The organism is Streptomyces camelliae, assembly GCF_027625935.1.
Classification (GTDB): Bacteria; Actinomycetota; Actinomycetes; order Streptomycetales; family Streptomycetaceae; genus Streptomyces; species Streptomyces camelliae.
Window position 1 is genome coordinate 2,206,554 of the sequence record NZ_CP115300.1, and the last position, 19,275, is coordinate 2,225,828.

At 70.6% G+C, this 19,275-nt stretch carries 14 protein-coding genes and 1 pseudogene; 4 read left to right on the forward strand and 11 right to left on the reverse strand.

The genetic code is table 11. From position 1 onward, the window contains the following. Window positions 1-54: 54 nt before the first annotated feature. Genes O1G22_RS09975 through O1G22_RS09985 form a run of 3 tightly spaced genes read right to left on the reverse strand, consistent with a single transcriptional unit; the run spans window position 55 to window position 2,547 of the window. Complete coding sequence (locus tag O1G22_RS09975) at window positions 55-774, reverse strand: FAD:protein FMN transferase (RefSeq protein ID WP_270081023.1); 720 nt, start codon at window positions 772-774, stop codon at window positions 55-57. 1 nt (window position 775) lies between these two features. Beyond that, window positions 776-1,192 carry an FMN-binding protein gene (locus tag O1G22_RS09980; protein WP_270081024.1) on the reverse strand — a complete coding sequence of 139 codons (417 nt, stop codon included), beginning with the start codon at window positions 1,190-1,192 and terminating at the stop codon, window positions 776-778. A gap of 17 nt (window positions 1,193-1,209) precedes the next feature. After that, window positions 1,210-2,547, reverse strand: coding sequence for a ferredoxin reductase family protein (locus tag O1G22_RS09985; protein WP_270081025.1), 1,338 nt, complete (start codon window positions 2,545-2,547; stop codon window positions 1,210-1,212). 90 nt (window positions 2,548-2,637) lie between these two features. Between O1G22_RS09985 and O1G22_RS09990 the strand changes: the two genes are divergently transcribed. Together O1G22_RS09990 and O1G22_RS09995 are read left to right on the forward strand one after the other, a co-directional pair. Continuing rightward, entirely contained in the window at window positions 2,638-3,390 is a 753-nt protein-coding gene (locus O1G22_RS09990) for a response regulator transcription factor (RefSeq protein WP_428986340.1), read from the forward strand. Beyond that, a complete protein-coding gene (locus O1G22_RS09995; protein WP_270081027.1) occupies window positions 3,387-4,820 on the forward strand; it encodes a sensor histidine kinase in 1,434 nt (477 codons plus the stop codon). The genes O1G22_RS09990 and O1G22_RS09995 overlap by 4 nt, the downstream gene beginning before the upstream one ends. 99 nt (window positions 4,821-4,919) lie before the next feature. Here O1G22_RS09995 and O1G22_RS10000 read toward each other — a convergent pair whose 3' ends face one another. Continuing rightward, window positions 4,920-6,191, reverse strand: a complete 1,272-nt coding sequence (locus O1G22_RS10000; RefSeq protein ID WP_270081028.1) for a PP2C family protein-serine/threonine phosphatase — start codon at window positions 6,189-6,191, stop codon at window positions 4,920-4,922. A gap of 264 nt (window positions 6,192-6,455) precedes the next feature. Then, window positions 6,456-6,980: a hypothetical protein gene (locus O1G22_RS10005; protein ID WP_270081029.1), complete on the reverse strand. Its 525-nt coding sequence runs from the start codon at window positions 6,978-6,980 to the stop codon at window positions 6,456-6,458. 1,931 nt (window positions 6,981-8,911) lie between these two features. Here O1G22_RS10005 and O1G22_RS10010 point away from each other — a divergent pair. Together O1G22_RS10010 and O1G22_RS10015 are read left to right on the forward strand one after the other, a co-directional pair. Continuing rightward, window positions 8,912-11,014, forward strand: a complete 2,103-nt coding sequence (locus O1G22_RS10010; RefSeq protein WP_270081030.1) for an AAA family ATPase — start codon at window positions 8,912-8,914, stop codon at window positions 11,012-11,014. Further along, the gene (locus O1G22_RS10015) at window positions 11,007-12,263 is read left to right on the forward strand and encodes an McrC family protein (protein ID WP_270081031.1); all 1,257 of its coding nucleotides are present in this window, start codon (window positions 11,007-11,009) and stop codon (window positions 12,261-12,263) included. Before O1G22_RS10010 ends, O1G22_RS10015 begins: the two co-directional genes overlap by 8 nt. A gap of 192 nt (window positions 12,264-12,455) precedes the next feature. Here O1G22_RS10015 and O1G22_RS10020 read toward each other — a convergent pair. The 6 genes and pseudogenes from O1G22_RS10020 to murC all read right to left on the reverse strand — a co-directional run. Beyond that, a pseudogene (locus O1G22_RS10020) lies at window positions 12,456-12,605 on the reverse strand (peptide-methionine (R)-S-oxide reductase); the annotation flags it as partial. Window positions 12,606-12,655: 50 nt separating this feature from the next. Beyond that, the gene (locus tag O1G22_RS10025) at window positions 12,656-13,048 is read right to left on the reverse strand and encodes a hypothetical protein (protein WP_270081032.1); all 393 of its coding nucleotides are present in this window, start codon (window positions 13,046-13,048) and stop codon (window positions 12,656-12,658) included. Next, on the reverse strand, window positions 13,048-15,435 hold the full coding sequence (locus O1G22_RS10030) for a DUF4132 domain-containing protein (RefSeq protein ID WP_270081033.1): 2,388 nt from the start codon (window positions 15,433-15,435) through the stop codon (window positions 13,048-13,050). The genes O1G22_RS10025 and O1G22_RS10030 overlap by 1 nt, the downstream gene beginning before the upstream one ends. A gap of 60 nt (window positions 15,436-15,495) precedes the next feature. Beyond that, on the reverse strand, window positions 15,496-17,178 hold the full coding sequence (locus O1G22_RS10035) for an SWIM zinc finger family protein (protein WP_428986341.1): 1,683 nt from the start codon (window positions 17,176-17,178) through the stop codon (window positions 15,496-15,498). Window positions 17,179-17,391: 213 nt separating this feature from the next. Then, the gene (msrB, locus tag O1G22_RS10040; RefSeq protein ID WP_270081034.1) at window positions 17,392-17,799 is read right to left on the reverse strand and encodes a peptide-methionine (R)-S-oxide reductase MsrB; all 408 of its coding nucleotides are present in this window, start codon (window positions 17,797-17,799) and stop codon (window positions 17,392-17,394) included. Between the two features lie 14 nt (window positions 17,800-17,813). Then, complete coding sequence (gene murC, locus O1G22_RS10045) at window positions 17,814-19,202, reverse strand: UDP-N-acetylmuramate--L-alanine ligase (protein ID WP_270081035.1); 1,389 nt, start codon at window positions 19,200-19,202, stop codon at window positions 17,814-17,816. Window positions 19,203-19,275 lie beyond the last annotated feature (73 nt).

The following is a 19,275-nucleotide window of genomic DNA, read 5'->3' on the forward strand; positions in this document are numbered from 1 at the left end:
GCGGGGAGAGTCTAGACCGCGAGTGTTTCAGCGCTTTGGCGGGCGAACGACCGGTCAGACCACCGGGATCCCCGGAGTGCGCAGGACGCTCCGGCCGGCGTCGACCGCGAACACCTCGCAGCCGGGGCGGGCGGCGGCCCACGCCGGGCCGTCGGCGCCGAGCGCGAAGGCGGCCGTGGCGGTCGCGTCCGCCTCGGTCAGTGTCGGCGCCAGCACGGTGAGGCTGAGCAGGCCGGTCGCTGGGCGCCCGGTGCGGCCGTCGAGGATGTGGTCGCCGCGCTCGTACCGCCCGGAGGTCGCCACCGCCGCGTCCGTCACCTCCAGCACGGCGGCGACCTGGTCGGCCCGCTCCGGATGCCGTATCCCCACCCGCCACGGCCCGCCGGAGACGACCACGTCACCGCCGGCGTTGAGGCAGAACCGGCGTGCCCCGGCCGCCGCCAGCAGCCCGGCCGCCCGCTGCACCGACCAGCCCTTGACCACCGCGCACGGGTCGAACCCCCGGCCGGGCAGCCGTACGTCGAAGGCGCCGCCGGTCGCGGCCCGGTACTGCTCGCACAGGCCGAGCACCTCCGTCAGATCCGCGCTCAGCTCGTCGTCGGCCAGCTCCCCGCGCCCGTACCGGGACACCTCGCTGCCGGGGATGAACGGGCTGAACCGGGCGTCCACCGCCCGCAGCCACGCGTAGACGGCGTCGGCGGCCTCGGTGAACTCGCCCTCGTCGTCGACGCGCAGCGAGACCGGGAAGCCCATGACGTGCTCGACGCGCCGCACCTCACGCTCCCTTGGCGTCGAGCGCGGCCTGGAGGGACTCCTTGTATCCCTGGCTCGTGATCGTGGCCCCGGACACCGCGTCGATGCGGGCGCTCTGCGCCTTGAGCGTCTCCGCGATCAATTCCGGTACGGCCCACCGGGTCTGCGGATGGTGGGGCGCCTGGAGCATCCGCACGGAGGCGATCCGGTCGCCCCGGAAGGTCACCTCCACCTGGAAGACACCCTTCGAGGTGCTCACCGCGGTGCCCTGGACGACTTTCGACGCCGACGAGGACGATGACGAGGCCGAAGAAGAGGGTGGGGAAGTCGGCGTCGACGCGGGCTGTGCGGTGTCGACGGCTCCGGTCGACGGGTGGTACCGCCACACGGGGACCAGGCCCAGGGCGGTCAGGACGAGGACGGGGATGGCTCGCTTCACGACGGTCGTGCCCTCTCTCAGCCCGCGAGGCTGAAACGCTCGAAGTGGATCTGCCGCCCCGGCACCTCCAGGTCGCCCAGGCTGCCCAGCACGGCGGTCATCATCCCGGGAGGCCCGCACAGGAAGACGTCCCGGTCGGCGATGTCCGGGACCAGCCGGGCCAGTTCGCGCGGGGCGAGCCGGTCGGGGACGACCGGTCCGGTCACCAGGTGCAGTTCGGCACCCTTGGCGAGGGCGAGGTCGCGCAGCTCGTCGTAGAGGACGGCGTCCCGGTCGACGGCCACCCGGTAGATCACCACGGTGTGCCCCGTCACGTCCTCCAGCAGCGCCCGGATCGGCGTGACGCCCACGCCGCCGCCGATGAGGACGGCGTCCGGGCGGGTGCGGTGCAGGGTCGTGAAGGCGCCGTAGGGGCCCTCGGCGAAGACGCGCGTGCCGGGCTTCAGGTGCCGTAGGGCGGCGCTGCCGGCACCGGCGGCCTTGGCGGTCAGGCGCAGGGTGCGGCCGTCGGGGGCGGCCGACAGGGAGAACGGGTTGGCCTGCCACCAGCGGTCCTTGGTGAGGAACCGCCACAGGAAGAACTGGCCGGCGCGGGCGGGCAGCCGGTCCAGGTCGCGGCCGGTGACATACACGGAGACCACGTCGTCGGCTTCGGGCACGACCGCCGAGACGCGCAGCTGGTGCCGCAGGTTGCGCCACAGCGGCAGCACCAGCCGGCCCAGCGCCACCGCGCCGAGGGCCGCGCCCCACAGCGTGTACCAGTACGCCGTCGCGGCGGGCGAGGAGGTGAAGGTCGTACCGGCCGCGACCTGGTGGGTGAAGGCGAGGACCACCGCGACGTAGGTGTACAGGTGGATGAAGTGCCAGGTCTCGTAGGCGAGCCGGCGGCGGGCCCAGCGGGCGGACACCGCGCCGATCACGACGATCAGCGACAGCGCGACGACGGCCCGCAGCACGCCCTCGGTGGTCTCGGCGAGGTTCACCAGCTGGTTCACCGGGTCCATCGAGGACGCCTGGGCGTAGCCGAAGGTGATGAACACGACGTGGGTGAGCAGGGTCCACAGCACGCCGAAGCCGGTCCAGCGGTGCCAGGCGGTCAGCCGGTCCATGCCGATCCGGCGGTCCAGCCAGGGCAGCCGGGCCACCAGGAGCAGCTGGAAGGCCATGAGCAGGGCGCCGTACAGGCCGCAGAGGCGGCCCAGCACGATCAGCGTGTTCGAGGCGAAGCCGGCCTGGACGAAGAACCAGGCGACCACCGCCGCGTTCGCGGCCAGCAGGGTGTAGAGCCCGGTCCGGGCCACGAGCCGGGGGCGTATCGCCGTGGGGGGCGCGGGACGGGTCTGGAGGGTCGTCACGGACAACAGCTCCTTGATCGGGTCCTGGGTGACGAGCTTCGCCCGCGGATGCTGTCGTTTTCCTGTCGGACGACTTTCACTTGAGTATCGATGTGGCCGGCGGGGGCGGGCACCGCAGACGGGGCCGAACGGGTGGCGCAGGATGGGCGGGTGGAGAAAGTACGCCTGCTGGTCGTGGACGACGACCCGCCGATCGCCGACCTGGTGGCCACGGTCGCCCGGTACGAGGGCTGGGAGGCGGCCACCGCCTACTCGGGCGAGGAGGCGCTGCGCCGGGCCGCCGAGTTCCGGCCGGACATCGTCGTCCTGGACCTGATGCTGCCCGATGTGGACGGCTTCGGTGTCCTGGACCGGCTGCGCCGCTCCGGGACGATGGTGCCGGTGGTCTTCCTGACCGCGCGCGACGGTGTCGCCGACCGGGTCGCGGGCCTGACCCGGGGCGGGGACGACTATCTGGTCAAGCCGTTCGCGGTGGAGGAGCTGATGGCCCGGCTGCGCACGGTGCTGCGCCGCAGCGCGGGTCCCGGCTTCCGGCGATCGGTACTGCGGGTCGCCGACCTGACCCTGGACGAGGACACCCGCGAGGTACGGCGCGGCGAACGGCTGCTGGCTCTGACGCCCACCGAGTTCGAGGTGCTGCGCTATCTGATGCGCAAGTCCCCATCGGTCCTCACCAAGGCGCAGATCCTCGACCATGTCTGGGAGTACGGCTTCGGCGGCCGCTCGAACGTGGTGGAGCTGGTGGTCAGCCGGCTGCGCCGCAAGCTGGACGGGCCGGACGAGGAGCCGCTGCTGCACACCGTGCGCGGTTTCGGGTACGTGGTCCGGCAGGCGGCCAGGTGATCGGCCGGCTGCGCCGGACGTACGGCAGGCTCCGGCTCGGAACCCGGCTGGCGCTGGGCCTCGGCGCGCTGTCCCTGGTGGTGTTCGCGGTGGTCGGCACGGCCCTGACCACGTACATGCGGGACTACCTGTCGGACCAGCTCGACGCCCAGTTGGGGCTCGCCCAGGTCGCCCAGTCCAAGAGCATCGCGCAACAGGGCACACTCCAGGGCAAGAAGTACTACCGCTGGTACTACGCCGTCTACGACGTGTCGAACGGCACCCCTGTGCTCCGCAAGCCCGAGGAGGCCTCCGACCTGCCTGGGGACGTCGCCGGCCTCACCGCCCTGGCGAAGGCGCAGATCGTCACGGGCACCGAGGTACTGCGCACCGAACACCTCGCGGGCGAGGGCGAGTACCGGCTGCGTGCCTGCGAGGTCGAGCCCGGTGTGGTCCTGGTCAGCGGCGCGCCCATGGACGACATCGACAACACGGTACGGCGGCTGGTCACGGTCCAGGTGATCGCGTTCGGGCTCGCGCTGCTGGCGCTCGTGGTGTTCGGCCGCAGGACGCTCAGGCGCGGTCTCACACCGCTCAGCGACATGGCGCACACCGCCCACGGGATCGCCTCGCACGATCTGACCGACCCGGCGGCCCGGCTGCCGCTGCGCGCCGACCGCAAGGGCGGCGGCCCGGAGGTGGAGGAGCTGCGCACGGCCTTCAACACGATGCTGGAGCACATCGACGCCTCCCTCGCGGTGCGCGCGGAGGCCGAGCAGCGGCTGCGCCGGTTCGTCGCGGACGCCTCGCACGAGCTGCGCACCCCGCTGATGTCGGTGCGCGGCTACGCCGACCTGTTCCAGTACGCGGCCGCCAACGAGCCCGCCGAACGCGACCGTCATCTGGCCCGCCTGCGCGCCGAGGCCGCCCGCATGGGCGTCCTCCTGGACGACCTGCTGCTGCTCGCCCGGCTGGACGCGGCCGAGGTCGAGACCCCGCTGCGGTGCGCGGACACCGACCTGACGGAACTGGTCCGCGAGGCCGCGGACGCCTTCCGCGCGGGCCACCCCGGCCACCCCCTGACCGTCGGCACCGGCACCGGCCCGCTGCGGCTGTGCCTGGACCCGGTACGGATCCGCCAGGTCCTGGACAACCTGCTGACCAACGCGGCCGTCCATACCCCGCCCGGGACGAAGGTGTCGGTGACGGTCTCGGCCGAGGCGAGCGGGGCGTGCGTACGGATCGCCGACGCGGGCCCCGGCGTCCCCGACGCCGACCGGGAACGGATCTTCGACCGCTTCTACCGCGTCGACAAGGCCCGCAGCAGGGACCGGGGCGGCAGCGGGCTGGGGCTGTCGGTGGCGAAGGCACTGGTGGAGGCGCATGGGGGCACGCTGGGGCTGGGGCGGGAGTTCGGTATGACGATATTTACGGTGCGGCTGCCGGCCTGAGGGGCGCGGGACTGTATCGGCATGCGGCTCCGCCGCGATGGGGGTCCCCCTGTTCGAGCGAAGCCGAGAACTGGGGGGAGCGAGCAACGGCGAAACCCATCACCGGCTGTACGGCCGCGCCGCGAGCACAGCCACATCGTCCTCCGCGTACCGCGCGTCCAGCCGCCCGAGGATGGTGTCCAGCACCTCGTCCAGCCCGTCCCCCGTGGGAAAGCGGACGGCGGCCAGCCGGGCCAGCGAGTCGTCGATGTCCTCCCCCCGCCGCTCCACCAGCCCGTCGGTGAACAGCACCAGCGTCTCCCCCACGGCCAGCGGATGCGTGGCCGACTCGTACCCGCCGAGCCCCGTGCCCAGCGGCGGCCCCACCGGCAGGGGCAGCAGCGTGGCCTCGCCGTCCGGGGCGATGAGCAGCGGCGGCAGATGGCCGGCGCTGGCCAGCGTGACCTGGCGCCGGCCGGGGTCGACGCTGGCCAGCAGACAGGTCGCGGGCCGGCGGTCGGCCTCGCGGGCGGAGATCTCGTCCATCTGCCGCAGCACCCGGTGCGGGGGCAGATCGGCGGAGGCGATGTAGCGCAGCGAGGAGCGGTAGGCGTTCATGTCGACGGCGGCCTCCAGGCCGTGCCCCATGACGTCGCCGACGACCAGCAGGGTCCGCCCGAAGTGCAGCCGCACGGTCTCGCACCAGTCGCCGCCGACCACCGTCTGCCGGCCGGCCGGGAGGTAGCGGACGGCGATGTCGAGGTTCGGGTGCGGTCGTCCCGGCTCGGCGAGCAGGGCGCGCTGGAGATCGCCGGCGGTGCGGTTGACCTGTTCGTAGGCGCGCGCATGCCGGATGTGGGAGGCGGCGCGCTCGGCGAGCACACTGAGCAGCTCGGCCTCGCCGGGGTGCAGCGGCTCTCCCGAGCGGGCCCACACCAGGGCGCCGTACACGTCCTCCCCGCTGGTCAGCGGCGCGCACAGGGCGGCCCGGGTGCGAGGGGCGCCCGCGTACTCCCGCCAGGGCACGCTCGCCGCGTCGAGCGCCGGGGTACTCGCCTCGCGGGTCACCGCAGTGGCCCAGCGGACGTCGGGCAGCACATCGGCGTCCCCGGTGATCTCCTCGTAGCCGGAGATCGTCTGCCCGGTGCGGCGCAGTACGGCGGCGGTTCCGCCCGCGAGCCGTACGGCGGCCCGGGTCAGTTCGGCGCAGGTGGTGGGCTCGTCGAGGGTGGTGCCGATCCCGGCCAGCGCGTCACGCAGCACGGTGAGCCGCGCACCGGCGGCGTCGCCGGCCGGCGCGGCCTCCGCGGCCTCCGTGGCCCGCGTCGTCGGTGGCACCGCCTCGCCGTCGGCGGGCAGGTGCCGGCGACGAGACGGGATCCAGCGCGCCATGCCCAACACCCTCACAGAATCGCAGACGGGCACGGGCCGAGCCGCTCCCGCCCAGGTACCACGTAATCCTGGCCGTCGTCGAGAACGCAGACCAGACGCTCCGCGCGAAGGAGGTCTGCCAGGTCCTGGACGGTTCAGAGCCCGTCACGTCGAAGGCATCCGGGACAAGCTCAAACGCGTGGTCAGCCGCGGCGTCCTTACCGAACCCGAGCCCGGCCTCTTCACGCTGCCGCAGCCTGCTCGACCCGCCCGACATCCGGCAGGTCAAGCTTTTACGGCTTGGAGTTTGGCAACGGCCTTGGTCAGCGCTTGGTTCAGCACGCTCTGATCGAACTTGATCGTGCTGGTCGAGCCGAGCAACGACCCCTCGATCTCAACCATGCTGTTTCCGACCTGAACCACGACCAGCACGTTGTCGGATGTGCCGATCGCCGCGCTCATGGGCCATTCCATTCCGGCGCTCGCATCACCCAGCCTCGGAGCGACGAGGGAACGGAGTTCGGATGCTGTCGCGCCGTTCGCCCGCCTGCTGTAGACAGTCCGGCACGTCGAACCGGCGGTCGCCACGCTCGACACGACCTTAGTGGCGACACCTGGCGCAAAGCTGGCCACCCTCTCAGTGATCAAGGTCGTTCCCTCGTGCCCAACCAGGCCGACCTCGGCCCAGGCCTCCGCAGTGGGCGCCTTCTTCCCGTAACCGATCGCGTTGAGCAGGCCGGCACACGGCTGCGAGTCCCCGTTCTTGATCATTCCAAACGGACCGTCGACTGGAGGCTCGTCGCTGACCACACTGTGAAGGGCACCGGATACACCACCAGGGTTGGTGCCCCCCTGGTCATCTACCGTGAACCGTCCGTGTGGCAGGTCAGCACCGCTGAGGAGCGCCGTCTTGAGTTGAGCCAGGGACAGCGACCGCGTCGCCGTCCCTGATGCCGGAGCACCTGCAGCCGATGCCGTGGCAGTGGGTCTCGGCCCGTCCGATGGACTCCTGGTGTCGGTGGCCGATGACGCACACGCGGCAAGACTGCCAGTGCATGACACAGCCACAGCGAACCGGGCCAACCTTTTACTGATCACAAGTCCCTCCCCGAGATCCACCCGATCCTCAAGCAGCCAATGGCCGGTTCAAAGTGTTGTCGCAAAACCGTGACCGACCGGGACAGTGCTGGAGCGGCCCAGCTGCACCGCTTGCCTCAGCCGACTGCCGCTGCGGCTGACCTTGAACCGCCCCGGGTTCGGTAGAGATCTCAGACTGTCACCACGTCAAGCGCCAGATCGGCCCCCATAGGGGACGGTGCGGGCAAGCTCTGCCCGTAGCCGGGACCGCTTTCGGCTGCCGGCTGCGGCTGCAGTCGACGTCCGTGATGGTGCATCACCCGTCCACTGATGACGTCTTCAGCGTTTTTACCGTGAGAGCAGTCGAGTGCCGCAAGCCCCGTGAACACGGCAAGCGCAGAACCAGTAATAATCACGGTTGCCGCCAAACCCAACCAGCGACCACCAGAACTGCGACAAAAGAGACGACAAAGCCAAGGCCTAACAGAAGAGTGGCCGCCGCCTTCCATCAGAGTTTCAGATACACCATCCGAGCGCCAATTGCGACGCACGTCGCGATGAGCGCGGCGCAATAAGCATCCAGCATCGAGCACTCAGCTCCCACGCTCCTGAAGGCCCATCAATGACACTAGCCCAAAAGGTATACCTAGATTACATTGATGTAAAAGTAGAGAGGCATCGCTACACAAAAGACACCGATGATGATCAAGGTATTTCGCGCGGATCCGAATCGAGGCTCACCCGACCTCCTGGCAAGCAGATCACGAAAACCCCGCACATTAAACAGGAGGGCCACTCCAAAGCTCATGATCATGCCCGCAAGGAGGGCCGCAACAATCAAACTCATCGGGGATCCCCAGCTGCCCTGCAATAATTAGACATTTGAAACCAGTCTGGGCAAACGAATGATTTGGGAGGACATCAAGACTTGCGAGATTATCTCGCTCGATCATCGGCAATGAAAGAGGAGATGCTTCTCTCAGGCATCTGTACGGGCAGAAAAGAGAGTGCCCCACGCTCGGTCGGAAAACGGTCGCATGGGCACCCGCTTTGTCTTCAGCAGAGCCCTCAAGGGACAGACAGTAGCCTGCAACCCGTGGGCGGGCAAGCTCCTACCAACTCCCGCTCCAGTCTTCTCCATGGGTGCAGCTGCCGCCCATTGTTGTGGGTCCTCGCAATGCGATTCCCATGCCCCCAGCCCATCCAAACGTGTAGTAGTCCCCGCCCGAATTTCTTTGCCCCACGCTGAAACTGAAGCCAGCCCATGGCTGGAGAGTTGCAGAACCAAAGATCTGTCGGCCTCCGAGATGCAGCGGCTGAACGGCCTGGCCGCGGCGGCCGGTGAGGCTGGCCCAAGCGCCTGATCGTCATCACGGGCGCCGGTCTCACGCGGCCGGCGGCGGACTTCGCCGACAAGGCCAGGGCTTACACCTTCCGCCTCGACCGGGCGACAGGCCGGCTGACAGCCCTCAACTCCCGGGCTCCCGAGGCACTTCTGCCCACCGAGGCGCCTGGCGCGCGGGAGGTGGAACCCTGGTGACGGCTGGGTCGGGCGGGGACGGGCTCCGACCAGCCGTCCCGAAAGCGCGAGCGCCTCCTGAGGTCGCCCCGGGCTGCCCGGATACAAGCATGCGGAACGCGGATGATCCGGCATGATGACCTTCATGACGGACCAGATGGACTTGCGCACGGCAGCAGCGGCATTCGACCGAAGTGCCGTGGCGGCGACCGAGACAGCCGCCGAGGACGAGCGCAAGCAGGTGCTGTCGCAGTTCCCCCTGGAGGAGTGGGGAACGCTGCCGCTTTCGCGCTACGCCCTGGGGCAGGCCGCGCCCTCCGGGAGCGGACCGGCGTACTGCCGGCTGATGGAGTTCGGTACCCCGAACCTCGGCAGCATCAAGGGCGGCAGCGCGGCGAAGCACATCATGTACCACCACAATTCCGGCGAGTGGCGGGTGGCCGCTCCGCTCCGCGGGATGGAGCCGCAGGAAGCATGGGCGGAGCTGCGCGGGCAGTTCGTGCGGGCCTTCGAGGGCGTGGCCGCAGGGGACTTCGAGGCCGTGGACGACCTGGAAGTGCTGCGGTTCGGTCCGACTCTGGTGACCAAGTCCCTGGCCACCTACTTCCCTGACCACTTCCTGCCCGTCTACGCCGGCGAACACCTGCGCAGGTTCGTCACTCTGCTGGGCGGCTCGGTGCAGGCCGGTGCACCCGCGTGGCACAGCAACCGGCGGTTGCTGGAACTGGTACGCGCCCGTGCGGAGTTCGCCGGATGGAGCGGGCTGGAAGTCATGAGCTTCCTGTACGAGAGGTTCGATCCGCGTCCGCAGCAGCGCAGCATCTGGAAGATCGCTCCCGGTGAGCGCGGACGGTTGTGGGACGAGTGCCGCAACGGCGGAGTGATCCGCGTCGGGTGGGACGAACTCGGCGACCTTGGCCAGTACCAGAGCGACACCGAGCTGAAGCAGGCCCTCGACGCACACTGGCCGCGCGGCAGCGATGGCAGCCTGACGCTCGCCCGACGACTGCTGGCCTTCCGGGACCTGGAGACGGGGGACCGGATCGTGGCCAACCGCGGGACGGACGAGGTTCTGGCCACCGGTACCGTCAGCGGGAGTTACCGCTTCGAAACCGACCAGTCCGAGTACCGGCACGTCGTCCCGGTGTCCTGGGACGTCTCCCACGCGCGGAAACTGCCGCAGCCCCAGCACGGCTGGCGGTCCACCTTCGCCAAGGTCCAGCCGACACTCTTCGCCCGCATCACCTCAAGTGTCGCCGAGTCGGGCGCGGAGTCAGCGGAGCCTTACGCCGGCGGCCCCGTCACGCTGCCCGAGGATGTAGCCGGCGTACTTGAGGCGCTGAAGCGGAAGGGCCAGGTGATCCTGCACGGGCCTCCCGGCACAGGCAAGACCCGGCTCGCGCTCGGTGCCGCCCTCGCCCTCGCCGGCCGGGCGGACGCGCTCAACTCGACGCCGGACCAGCGAGCTGCGGCTCAGGCCGAGATGCTCCGGGACGGCCGGATCCACATGGTGACCTTCCATCCTTCCTACGGATACGAGGACTTCGTGGAGGGCTTCAAACCGGACCTGAGCGCCACGGGCCCCGGCCTGACCCTGGCGCTCACCGACGGCGTGTTCCACACCCTGTGCGCCCAGGCCTCCGCCGACCCGGACGGGAAATACCTGCTGATCATCGACGAGATCAACCGGGGCGACCTGCCGCGTATCTTCGGCGAGTTGGTCACACTGCTCGAACTCGACAAGCGCGGTCTGCCCCTCGCCCTGTCCGTCAGCAGGCGCACCTTCTCCGTGCCGAAGAACGTGCACATCATCGGCACCATGAACACGGCCGACCGCAGCATCAGCCACCTGGACGCCGCCGTACGCCGCCGCTTCGCCTTCCTCCCGGTCGGCCCCGACCCGGACGCCGTGTCCGGCACCGTAGGCCCTCTGGACCTGGCACAGTTCTTCGAGTCTCTCAACACCCGCATCGCCCGTCACCTCGACGCCGACCATCAGATAGGGCACGCCTACCTTCTGCGCGACGGCGAGCCGATCGCCGGCGAGGACGACCTGGCGGCCGCCTTCCACCACGAAGTGATCCCGCTCCTGGAGGACTACTGCCTCGGCCGCGCCGACCTGCTGCACCGCATCCTCGGCAGCCTGGTCGACGAACAGTCGGGGCGCCCCGCGTTCATGTCGCCCCAGGACCTCGCCGCCGCACTCGCGACCGAGTTCACCAGCGGCGCGCCGGGCCCTGATGCCTGATCGCACTGAGGTCCGGCTCGCAGAGTACGGATCCGCCCCGCTGGGGGCCGAGCAGCTCACCCCCCGGGACGTCGAGCGTCTGCGCGCCCTCCAGTCGCGCGGCTGCCTCAGCCTCGACCAGGTCCCGACCGGATGGCGGCTGAAGGCCGACGCGACCGTCGGCATCCTCGTGCTCGACCGCGTCCGCCTGGTCATCGAGCCCAAGTTCGCCATCCCGGGCGAGCAGCTCATGAGCTGGCTCGCCTACGCCCTCGGCGCGCCCACGCCGCTCCCCGCCACGGCACGGCGCTGGCACACCGGCCCGGAGGGCTACGCCGACCTCGTGGCCGCCGCCCTGCTGGAGCAGTGCGAGCAACTGGTACGGGAGGGGCTGCGCAGAGACTACGTACGCAGGCAGAGCCTGGCACCGGTCCTGCGAGGACGCCTCGACGTCGCGGCCCAGGTGTCCCGCCGCTACGGACAACTCGACCAACTGCACGTCCGCACCTTCGACCGGGAGGCGGACATCTGGGACAACCGAGTGCTGGGGACCGCGCTACGCGTGGCCCACACCCTGGCCACGCATCCCGACCTGGCCCGCGCCCTCCACGCCATCGCCGACGCGTTCCCGCAGGCCCCGACCCCCGACGCCGCCCTGCGGGCCCTGGACCGCGCCCGGTACACACGCCTGAACGCCCGCTACCACGCCGCCCACACCTGGGCCCGGCTGCTCCTGCGCGGCGGAGGCGTGACCGACCTCCTCACCGACCAGGGCACCACAGCGGACGGACTCCTGCTGGCCATGCCCGCCCTCTGGGAAGCCGTCGTCCGGCGCCTGGCCGCCGAGGCCGCCGCCCCGCAGGGCGGGCACGCCGTCCCCAGCAGTGGCGCGACGGGCATCACCGTCCGGGGCGACCTCGGCAACACCTCGACCTTCCGGCCGGACGTCCTGCTCAGCCTCCCCGAACGGGACTCCACGGTGCGCACATTGCTACCGGTGGACGCCAAGTACAAGCGCTACGACCGCTACGGCGTCGGCGCCGGCGACATCCACCAGCTCCTCACCTACAGCGCCGGCTACACCCCGGGTACCGCTCCGCACGCCGTGATCATCCACCCCGGTCTCGGCGGACACACGCACCGAGTACTGCAGATCGCTGGACCGCGGGGCACACTCGGAAGCATCCACGTCCTCGGCATCGACACCCACGCAGCCCCGCAGCAGGCGGCCGTGTGGATCAGGAAGACACTGCCCTGGTCCGACTGGTGATCGCTGCTCGTCCACCGCGCCAGGCACCCACACGCCTGGCCGCAGCGTCTGGAATCCGACTCCGTCGACGCAACAGCTCCGTCCGACACGGACACCGACAGATGCGCCCCCGGGGCGGGACGGCACCGGCCAGAGGCTGGTCCGGAAACCGAAGCACGGCTGCGGGGCGGATGCTCGACTACGGCTCGCACCTCACTCCTCGTCCGGCACCAATCGCAAGGAGATCGAGTTGATGCAGTACCGCTGATCCGTCGGAGTGGGATGCCCCTCCCCCTCGAACACATGCCCAAGATGCGACCCGCACCGAGCACACCGCACCTCGGTCCGCACCGTCCCGTGCGAATGAGCCCCTCCTCAGCCGCCCTGCTCCGGCTTCCTCGCGGGCACGTCTTTCAGCCGCCGACGAGCGCGACGAGCTTGATGAAGACCAGGTCGGGGTCGGCGGTGAGATCCACGACGTCGTCGAGGTCCTCGACCTGGCGGTTCCCGGCCAGCACGAAGAAGCCGTTGGACAGGAAGGCGCGCTCAGCGATCTCGGCCTGGCGCTCCCAGTCGATGCGGCGGGGTTCACGGAGTCGGTAGCCGTTCAGCTCCGTCTCGGCGTCGTCGGGGCGTACGAGGCCGTTGAAGTGGTTGCTCGGGCGGGCGTTGTACCGGGTGACCTCCTCGCGGACCCGGATCCTGATCAGCTCCCCCACGGTCATCCGTTCGGGCAGCCCGGCGACCTCCCACTCGCTGACGGGCTTGCCCGTCGCGGTCTCGTCCCGGAACGTCACGGTGGCCATCAGGCACCTCGCTCGATCTGTACGAGGATGGTCTCGTCGGTGATCTTGCTGTCGGCTGCGAGCAGCAACGCCTTGCTGAGGATCAGCGACAGCCGGTCGTCCTCGAACGGCAGGAAGACCTTGCCGTCCCCCGAGCTCCGTGCCGGGACGATGCACAGGTAGCTGTCATCGGGTTCCATCAGGATGTTGGCCGAGCCCAAGTGAATCTTGTATGTGCGCAGATCGCCGCGGACGATCAGGAAGCGGCCGTCGAGCGTGCACCGGTCGGCGACCTTCAGGCGAGGCAGGATCCGCTCCAGGGCGTCGCGGCGTGCCTCGGCGCTCTCGGTCAGCTCGGCGAAGGAGGCCCGCTCCCAGTAGGTGCGCTCGGGGCCGCCGTCGGTCCAGTCGGGGTCGGCGGCGATCGAGCTCACGCCGACGAAAAGGTCCACGTCGCGCATCGCCTCGCTGAACACCAGCGGCGGCACGTCGGCGAGCGGCGCCTCCTGCCAGGCGTCCTGGACCCGGCGGTCGAAGCGCACCTGATCGGTCGAGGCCAGTTCGTCGTCGCCGGCCCAGTCGGCCCAGGTGTGGAAGAAGCGGACCCGCCACTCCCCGGCCGCCAGGGTGCGCTCGGCCGCATCGCCGTCCCCGCCGTCCCAGGGACCGAGTAGGTCGCTCTTCCAGCCCCGGGCCCGGAACAGGGCGAACATCCTGCGATAGTGGACGAGGTGCGCGGCGAAGCGGTTGGAGTAGACGCGGGTCTGCTCCTCGGCGGGGGTGAGGAGGTAGATCTCGCGGAACGCCTGCTTGAACGGCTGCCGGATCCGCCGTTCGAGGAGCAGGTCCCGCCAGGCCCGCACGGTGTCCGGCCCGGAGCGGATGGGGTGCCAGAGCCGTATGGAGGCGTCGTCGGGCGCGTCGGGAAGGTCTTCGTCCGATTCGGGCAGTACGGCCCGCCACTCGCCGGGGGCGACCTCGATCTCCCAGATCAGCCGGCGTACGAGGGTCCGGGCGAGAGGGTGCCCGGCCAACTCGGTGCGCCACCTGCCGTAGGGATGGACGGCGTCGACGGTGAAGCCTCCCTCCAGCGCGCGTACGAGGGTGACGAGTTGGGCGTTCACCCGCTTCACAAGGTCGCGCAGCTCCTTGACCGGGGCGGCGTGGTCGCGGCGGACCGGCGCCGGGACACTGCGCAGCGGGCGGCCGTCCTTCTCCCAGGTCAATGTGGCGGTGTCGGTGACCGTGACGACGGCTCGGTAGTCCCCGACCGGCCGGCGCAGGACGCCGCCCGCGGCGGAGCCGCCGATGGGTGCGGTGTCGAAATCCAGCCTCGGCAGCCGTAGCGCCACCTCGGCGCGCTCGGCCAGGGCCGCGTCGACCTTCTTGAGCATCTTGTCGAGTTGTCTGGGCACCCCGGCGTGCCGGACGGTCCGGCGCACGGTGCGGATCGCGGACACCAGCTCGGGCGTCGGGAAGTCCTGCGCAGCGCGGACCACCTCGTACAGCAAGGCCTGCGACGGAAGCGTCTTCGCCGTCGTCGGGGCGATGGCGACGCCGGGCAGCAGTCGCTCGAACAGCTCCGGCAGCCAGGGCTCGTCGCGCAGCAACGCCACCCGCAGGGCCTGTCCGAGCGTGGTGATCTCACGGTCGGTGAACGCCTTGTCCGCCCGGTAGGGAATCTCGCCCGCCCGGATCGCGTCGGTGCGGTCGGCCGCCGCTTCCAACGCGCGGCGGGCGAACGCCACGTAAGCGGGGTTGCCGGCCGACCTGTGCCATACATGCGCGAGCGGTGAGGCGAACCTGTGACCCCGGTCGATCCGGGACAGCAGCTCCTGTTCGGCCGGGGCGAGAGCGGCGATGACGGCGATCTCGTCCGCCACGATGGGGCCCACATCGCGGGAAAGGCGCTCCGCGGCCGCGCGCAGTGTCCCGTCGCCGGCGAGCCCCGCGACCGCCAGCAGCGCGTACGGCTGACGCACGGTGTCCTTCTCCAGCCACAACCCGACCAGGGTGCGGGCCGGTCCGGACACGTCGGGCAGCGGCCCCGTACAGCGCTCCAGCACGTCCAGGCCCCGGATGAGGTCTGCCCAGCCATGCGCCTCGCACTTTTCGACGAGCGCCTCGAACATCCGGCGGCACGCCTCGGGCGTATATAGCGGCCGCCGCCCCTCGGCCGCGCGCTCGACCGCGAAGCGGACCATCGCCATCGCACGCGGGGCCGAGGCGTCCACCCGGTAGGCCGCCACAAGGAGGCTGCCGAGCTCCTCGTCGGAGACCCGCGACAGATCCGGGTGCCCGTCCCGCTCCTCAAGTGCGAAGTCCGGGTCGGTCAGCGCGCGCATCAGCCGGGCTGCGAGGTCCAAGTCGTTCCTACGGGATTCGGCCACCAAGTCGTCGTCGAGCATGGCGAGATGATGGCAGAGGGGACTGACAACGCGATCAAGCAGAGGTGCCGCCGTACCGGCTCACAGACCGTGTTCGTCCATCAGGCGCATCAGGTTCCGTTTCCGTTTCTGAGCGGTGCGCAGGGCCGTGACGTACGCGGCGAACTCGCCCTCGGAGCCCAGGCGGCGGTGACAGTCGCGGATGCTCAGCAGCAGGGCGACGAGCTGCTCGTAGACCGTGTTGCCGGTCTGCTTGGTCAGTGGCTCGGCCAGGCGCAGGTAGACGCCGAGCGCGTCGGCCGGACGGCCGGCACGTGCCTGGTCGGCGAGGGTGAGCCACTGCCGGTCGTGGGCACCGGATCGGGTGGCGGCCTGCCAGGCGGCGTCGACGTCCTTGTCGTCGAGCAGAGCGTCGATCAGAACAGGGCCGCCGTACCAGCCCTCTTGCCGCGCCGCGTCGGCGCGCAGCAGGTCCAGCGCCCCTTCACGCTCCGCCGGCCAGCGGTCGGCGGCCTGTGCGGCGGCCCGTAGCTGCTGGTACGCGAGCAGGGAGCGGCGGGCACCGAAGTGGTCGCGGCGCAGCGCGACGACGTCCGACAGGCGGTCCGCCCGGGTGTAGCGGTCGCAGAGGTAGTCGACGAGGGCGGTGTCGACGGCGGAGAGGTCCCGGGATTCCCGGATGCCGCGTTCCGCCCAGCGCAGGGCCTCGTCACAGCGCCGGGCGGTGTCCAGCTCGCGGGCGATGACCAGGTGCGTGTGGCCGCTCGGCGCGAGGTCGGCCGCGTGCACGGCGATCACCGTGTCGACATCGCCTCCCGCCTTGGCCACGCGCTCCATCAGGTACTTCTCCGCCCAGCCGCGCCGATTGGCCCGCCACGCCTCGACGGCCGACTTCCGCAGGACGGCCATTCCCTCTTCGCCGAGGGCATCCGCGTAAGCGAGCGGATCGATGTCGGTCAGGCCGTCGTCGATGTCGCCGAGCGCATGGCCGACCAGCCAGCGCGCGAGCTCTTCGGGGTCCGGGCGTGCGGCACGGCACGCTTCGAGGTGGGCGTCGGCGAGGTCCGCACCGATCTGCCCGAGCCGGCCGTCCGAGTCGTCGACGCTCTCCACCGCCTCGGCCAGCAGCCGCATCGCCTCCCGCGCCAGGGTGATCGCATCGGCGGCCCGGCCGGAACCGGTCAGCGCCCTGATCGCGGAGACCGCCTGCCCGGCCTGGTCGGCGTAGGCGCGGGCATCGGCGTACTCGACGTACCCGTACCGAGCGAAGGGGCCGATGTCGAGCAGATCACGGATACGGTCCCGGACCGAGGCAAGGTCCCCGCGCGCGCTCGCGGCCCGCAGTTCCAGGCGCCGCCGCAACTGCCGGTCCTCGTCGATCTGTTCCCGCAGTACGGCGAGCAACTCGTCCTTGGACAGGGCGGACAGCCATCCGTCGAGGTCCTGCGCCCGCTCCCGGGCCGCCTTCCGCTGCCGCGGCAGGCTCTCCCGCTGGGCGAGCACCTTCAGACCGAGGGCGACGACGTGCTTACAGAAGTTGCCCTCCAGACCGAACGGGCAGTCGCACTCCCCGACCAGCCCTCCGGGCCCGTCCAGGGTCAGCTCCACCTCGTACCGTTCAGTGCCGTGAACGGTCGCGGTGACCCAGCCGTCACCGACCTCGATCCCGGACACCGCGTCGAGGTAGCCGAGGCCGCGTTCGAAGGAACGCGCACCGGCCAGCTTCTTGAGCTTCGCCTCGGTCAGACCACGCACAAGCCTCATCCGCCCGACTGCGGTAGTGCGGTTGATACTCCGCCAGCCTAGGGGACTCGGGGGGCCGCTCTTCACGGACACAGCCGGTGGACTCGAACACCTCCGGCGGGGCGACCATGGCGGAGCGGGACGCCTGCGACGGGGGCGGGGGGCGACTCCGTCGCGCGCCCCGCCCGGACAGGATCGGCACGGCCCATGCGCCAGGCGTCCCGCTCCCTGTGGTCAGCCCTCGTCAGGGATCAGGCGCAAGGAGATCGAGTTGATGCAGTACCGCTGGTCCGTCGGAGTGGGATACCCCTCCCCCTCGAACACATGCCCAAGATGCGACCCGCACCGAGCACACCGCACCTCGGTCCGCACCATCCCGTGCGAATGATCGGACACCAGTTCCACCGCATCCGAGTCGCGCGCATCGTAGAAGCTCGGCCAGCCGCAGTGCGACTCGAACTTGGTCTGCGAGGTGAACAGTTCGGCGCCGCAGGCCCGGCAGGAGTAGACGCCCTTGGTCTTGGTGTCCGTGTACTCACCGGTGAAGGCCGGCTCGGTGGCGGCCTGGCGCAGCACGGCGTACTCGGCCGGGTTCAGCTCCGCCCGCCACTGCTCGTCCGGCTTCTCGACGTCGTACGACATGAGCCTCAGCCCCTTCACTGCGACAGGCGGTCCAGGATCAGCGGGCCCAGGTCGGTCACGTCGCCCGCGCCCATGGTGAGAACGAGATCACCGGGCTTCGCCATTCCCGCGATCACGGCGGGGATCTCCGCCTTGTCGTGGACGGCGGTGACGTCGGCGCCGGCGGCGCGCGCGGCCTCGATGATCAGCTCGCTGGTCACGCCCGGGATCGGGTCCTCACGGGCCGGGTAGATGTCGAGGACCACCGAGGCGTCGGCGAGGGCGAGCGCCTGGCCCATCTCCTTGCCCAGTTCCTGGGTGCGGGAGAACAGGTGCGGCTGGAAGACGACGAGGATCCGGGAGTCGCCGCCGGCGGCGCGCATGGCCTCCAGGTCGGCGGTCATCTCGGTCGGGTGGTGGGCGTAGGAGTCGATCACCTGCACCCCGGCCGCCTCGCCCTTGAGCTGCAGGCGCCGCTTGACCCCGGTGTAGGCGGCGAGCGCCGGCGCGAGCTCGGCCGCCGGGATGCCGAGTGCGGCGCCGGCGGTGAGCGCGGCGACGGCGTTCAGGGCGTAGTGCCGGCCGGGCACGGACACCGTGAAGGTCAGCTCCTGCCCGTCGAGCAGGACGGTGACCTCGCTCTTCAGCCCCTGCGGTACGACGGCCGTCACCCGTACGTCGGCGTCCTCGGCCGCGCCGTACGTCACCGTCTTGACCTTCCCGGCCAGCCGGCGGGTCAGCTCGCGCGCGCCCTCGTGGTCGGCGGAGATCACCAGCGTGCCGCCGGGCACGATCTTCCCGGCGAAGGTCTCGAAGGACTCGTAGATCTCGTCCATCGAGGCGTAGTTGGCGTGGTGGTCCAGCTCGACGTTGAGGACGATGGCGACCTCGGGCGCGTACGTGTGGAAGCTGCGGTCCGACTCGTCGGCCTCGGCGACGAAGATGTCACCCTCACCGTGCAGCGCGTTGGAGCCGGGCGCGTCCAGGTCGCCGCCGATGGCGTACGACGGCTTCAGGCCCAGCTCGCCGAGGGAGACCGCCAGCATGGAGGTGGTGGTGGTCTTGCCGTGGGTGCCGGCCACGGCGATCGGCCGCAGGCCCTCCATCAGCGCGGCGAGCGCGTCGGAGCGGTGCACCACCGGGATGCCCAGCTCGGCGGCGCGGGCCAGCTCGGGGTTGTCCTTGCGGATCGCCGACGACACGACGACACAGCTGGCGTCGTCGGCGAGGTGCTCGGCCGCGTGCCCGATGTGCACGGTGGCCCCGGCCGCCCGCAGCGCCTCGACGGTCGCCGACTCCTTGGCGTCGCTGCCGGCCACCTTCGCCCCGCGCTGGGCGAGGATCTTGGCGATCCCCGACATCCCGGCGCCGCCGATGCCGATGAAGTGCGGTCGGTCCATGGCGGCAGGAAGGCCGGGTGCCATGTGGTTCTCCCCATGAGGACGGTGCGTACTGGAGCGGGCCTAGCCTATGCGCTGAAGCACGGCCCGCCGTGCA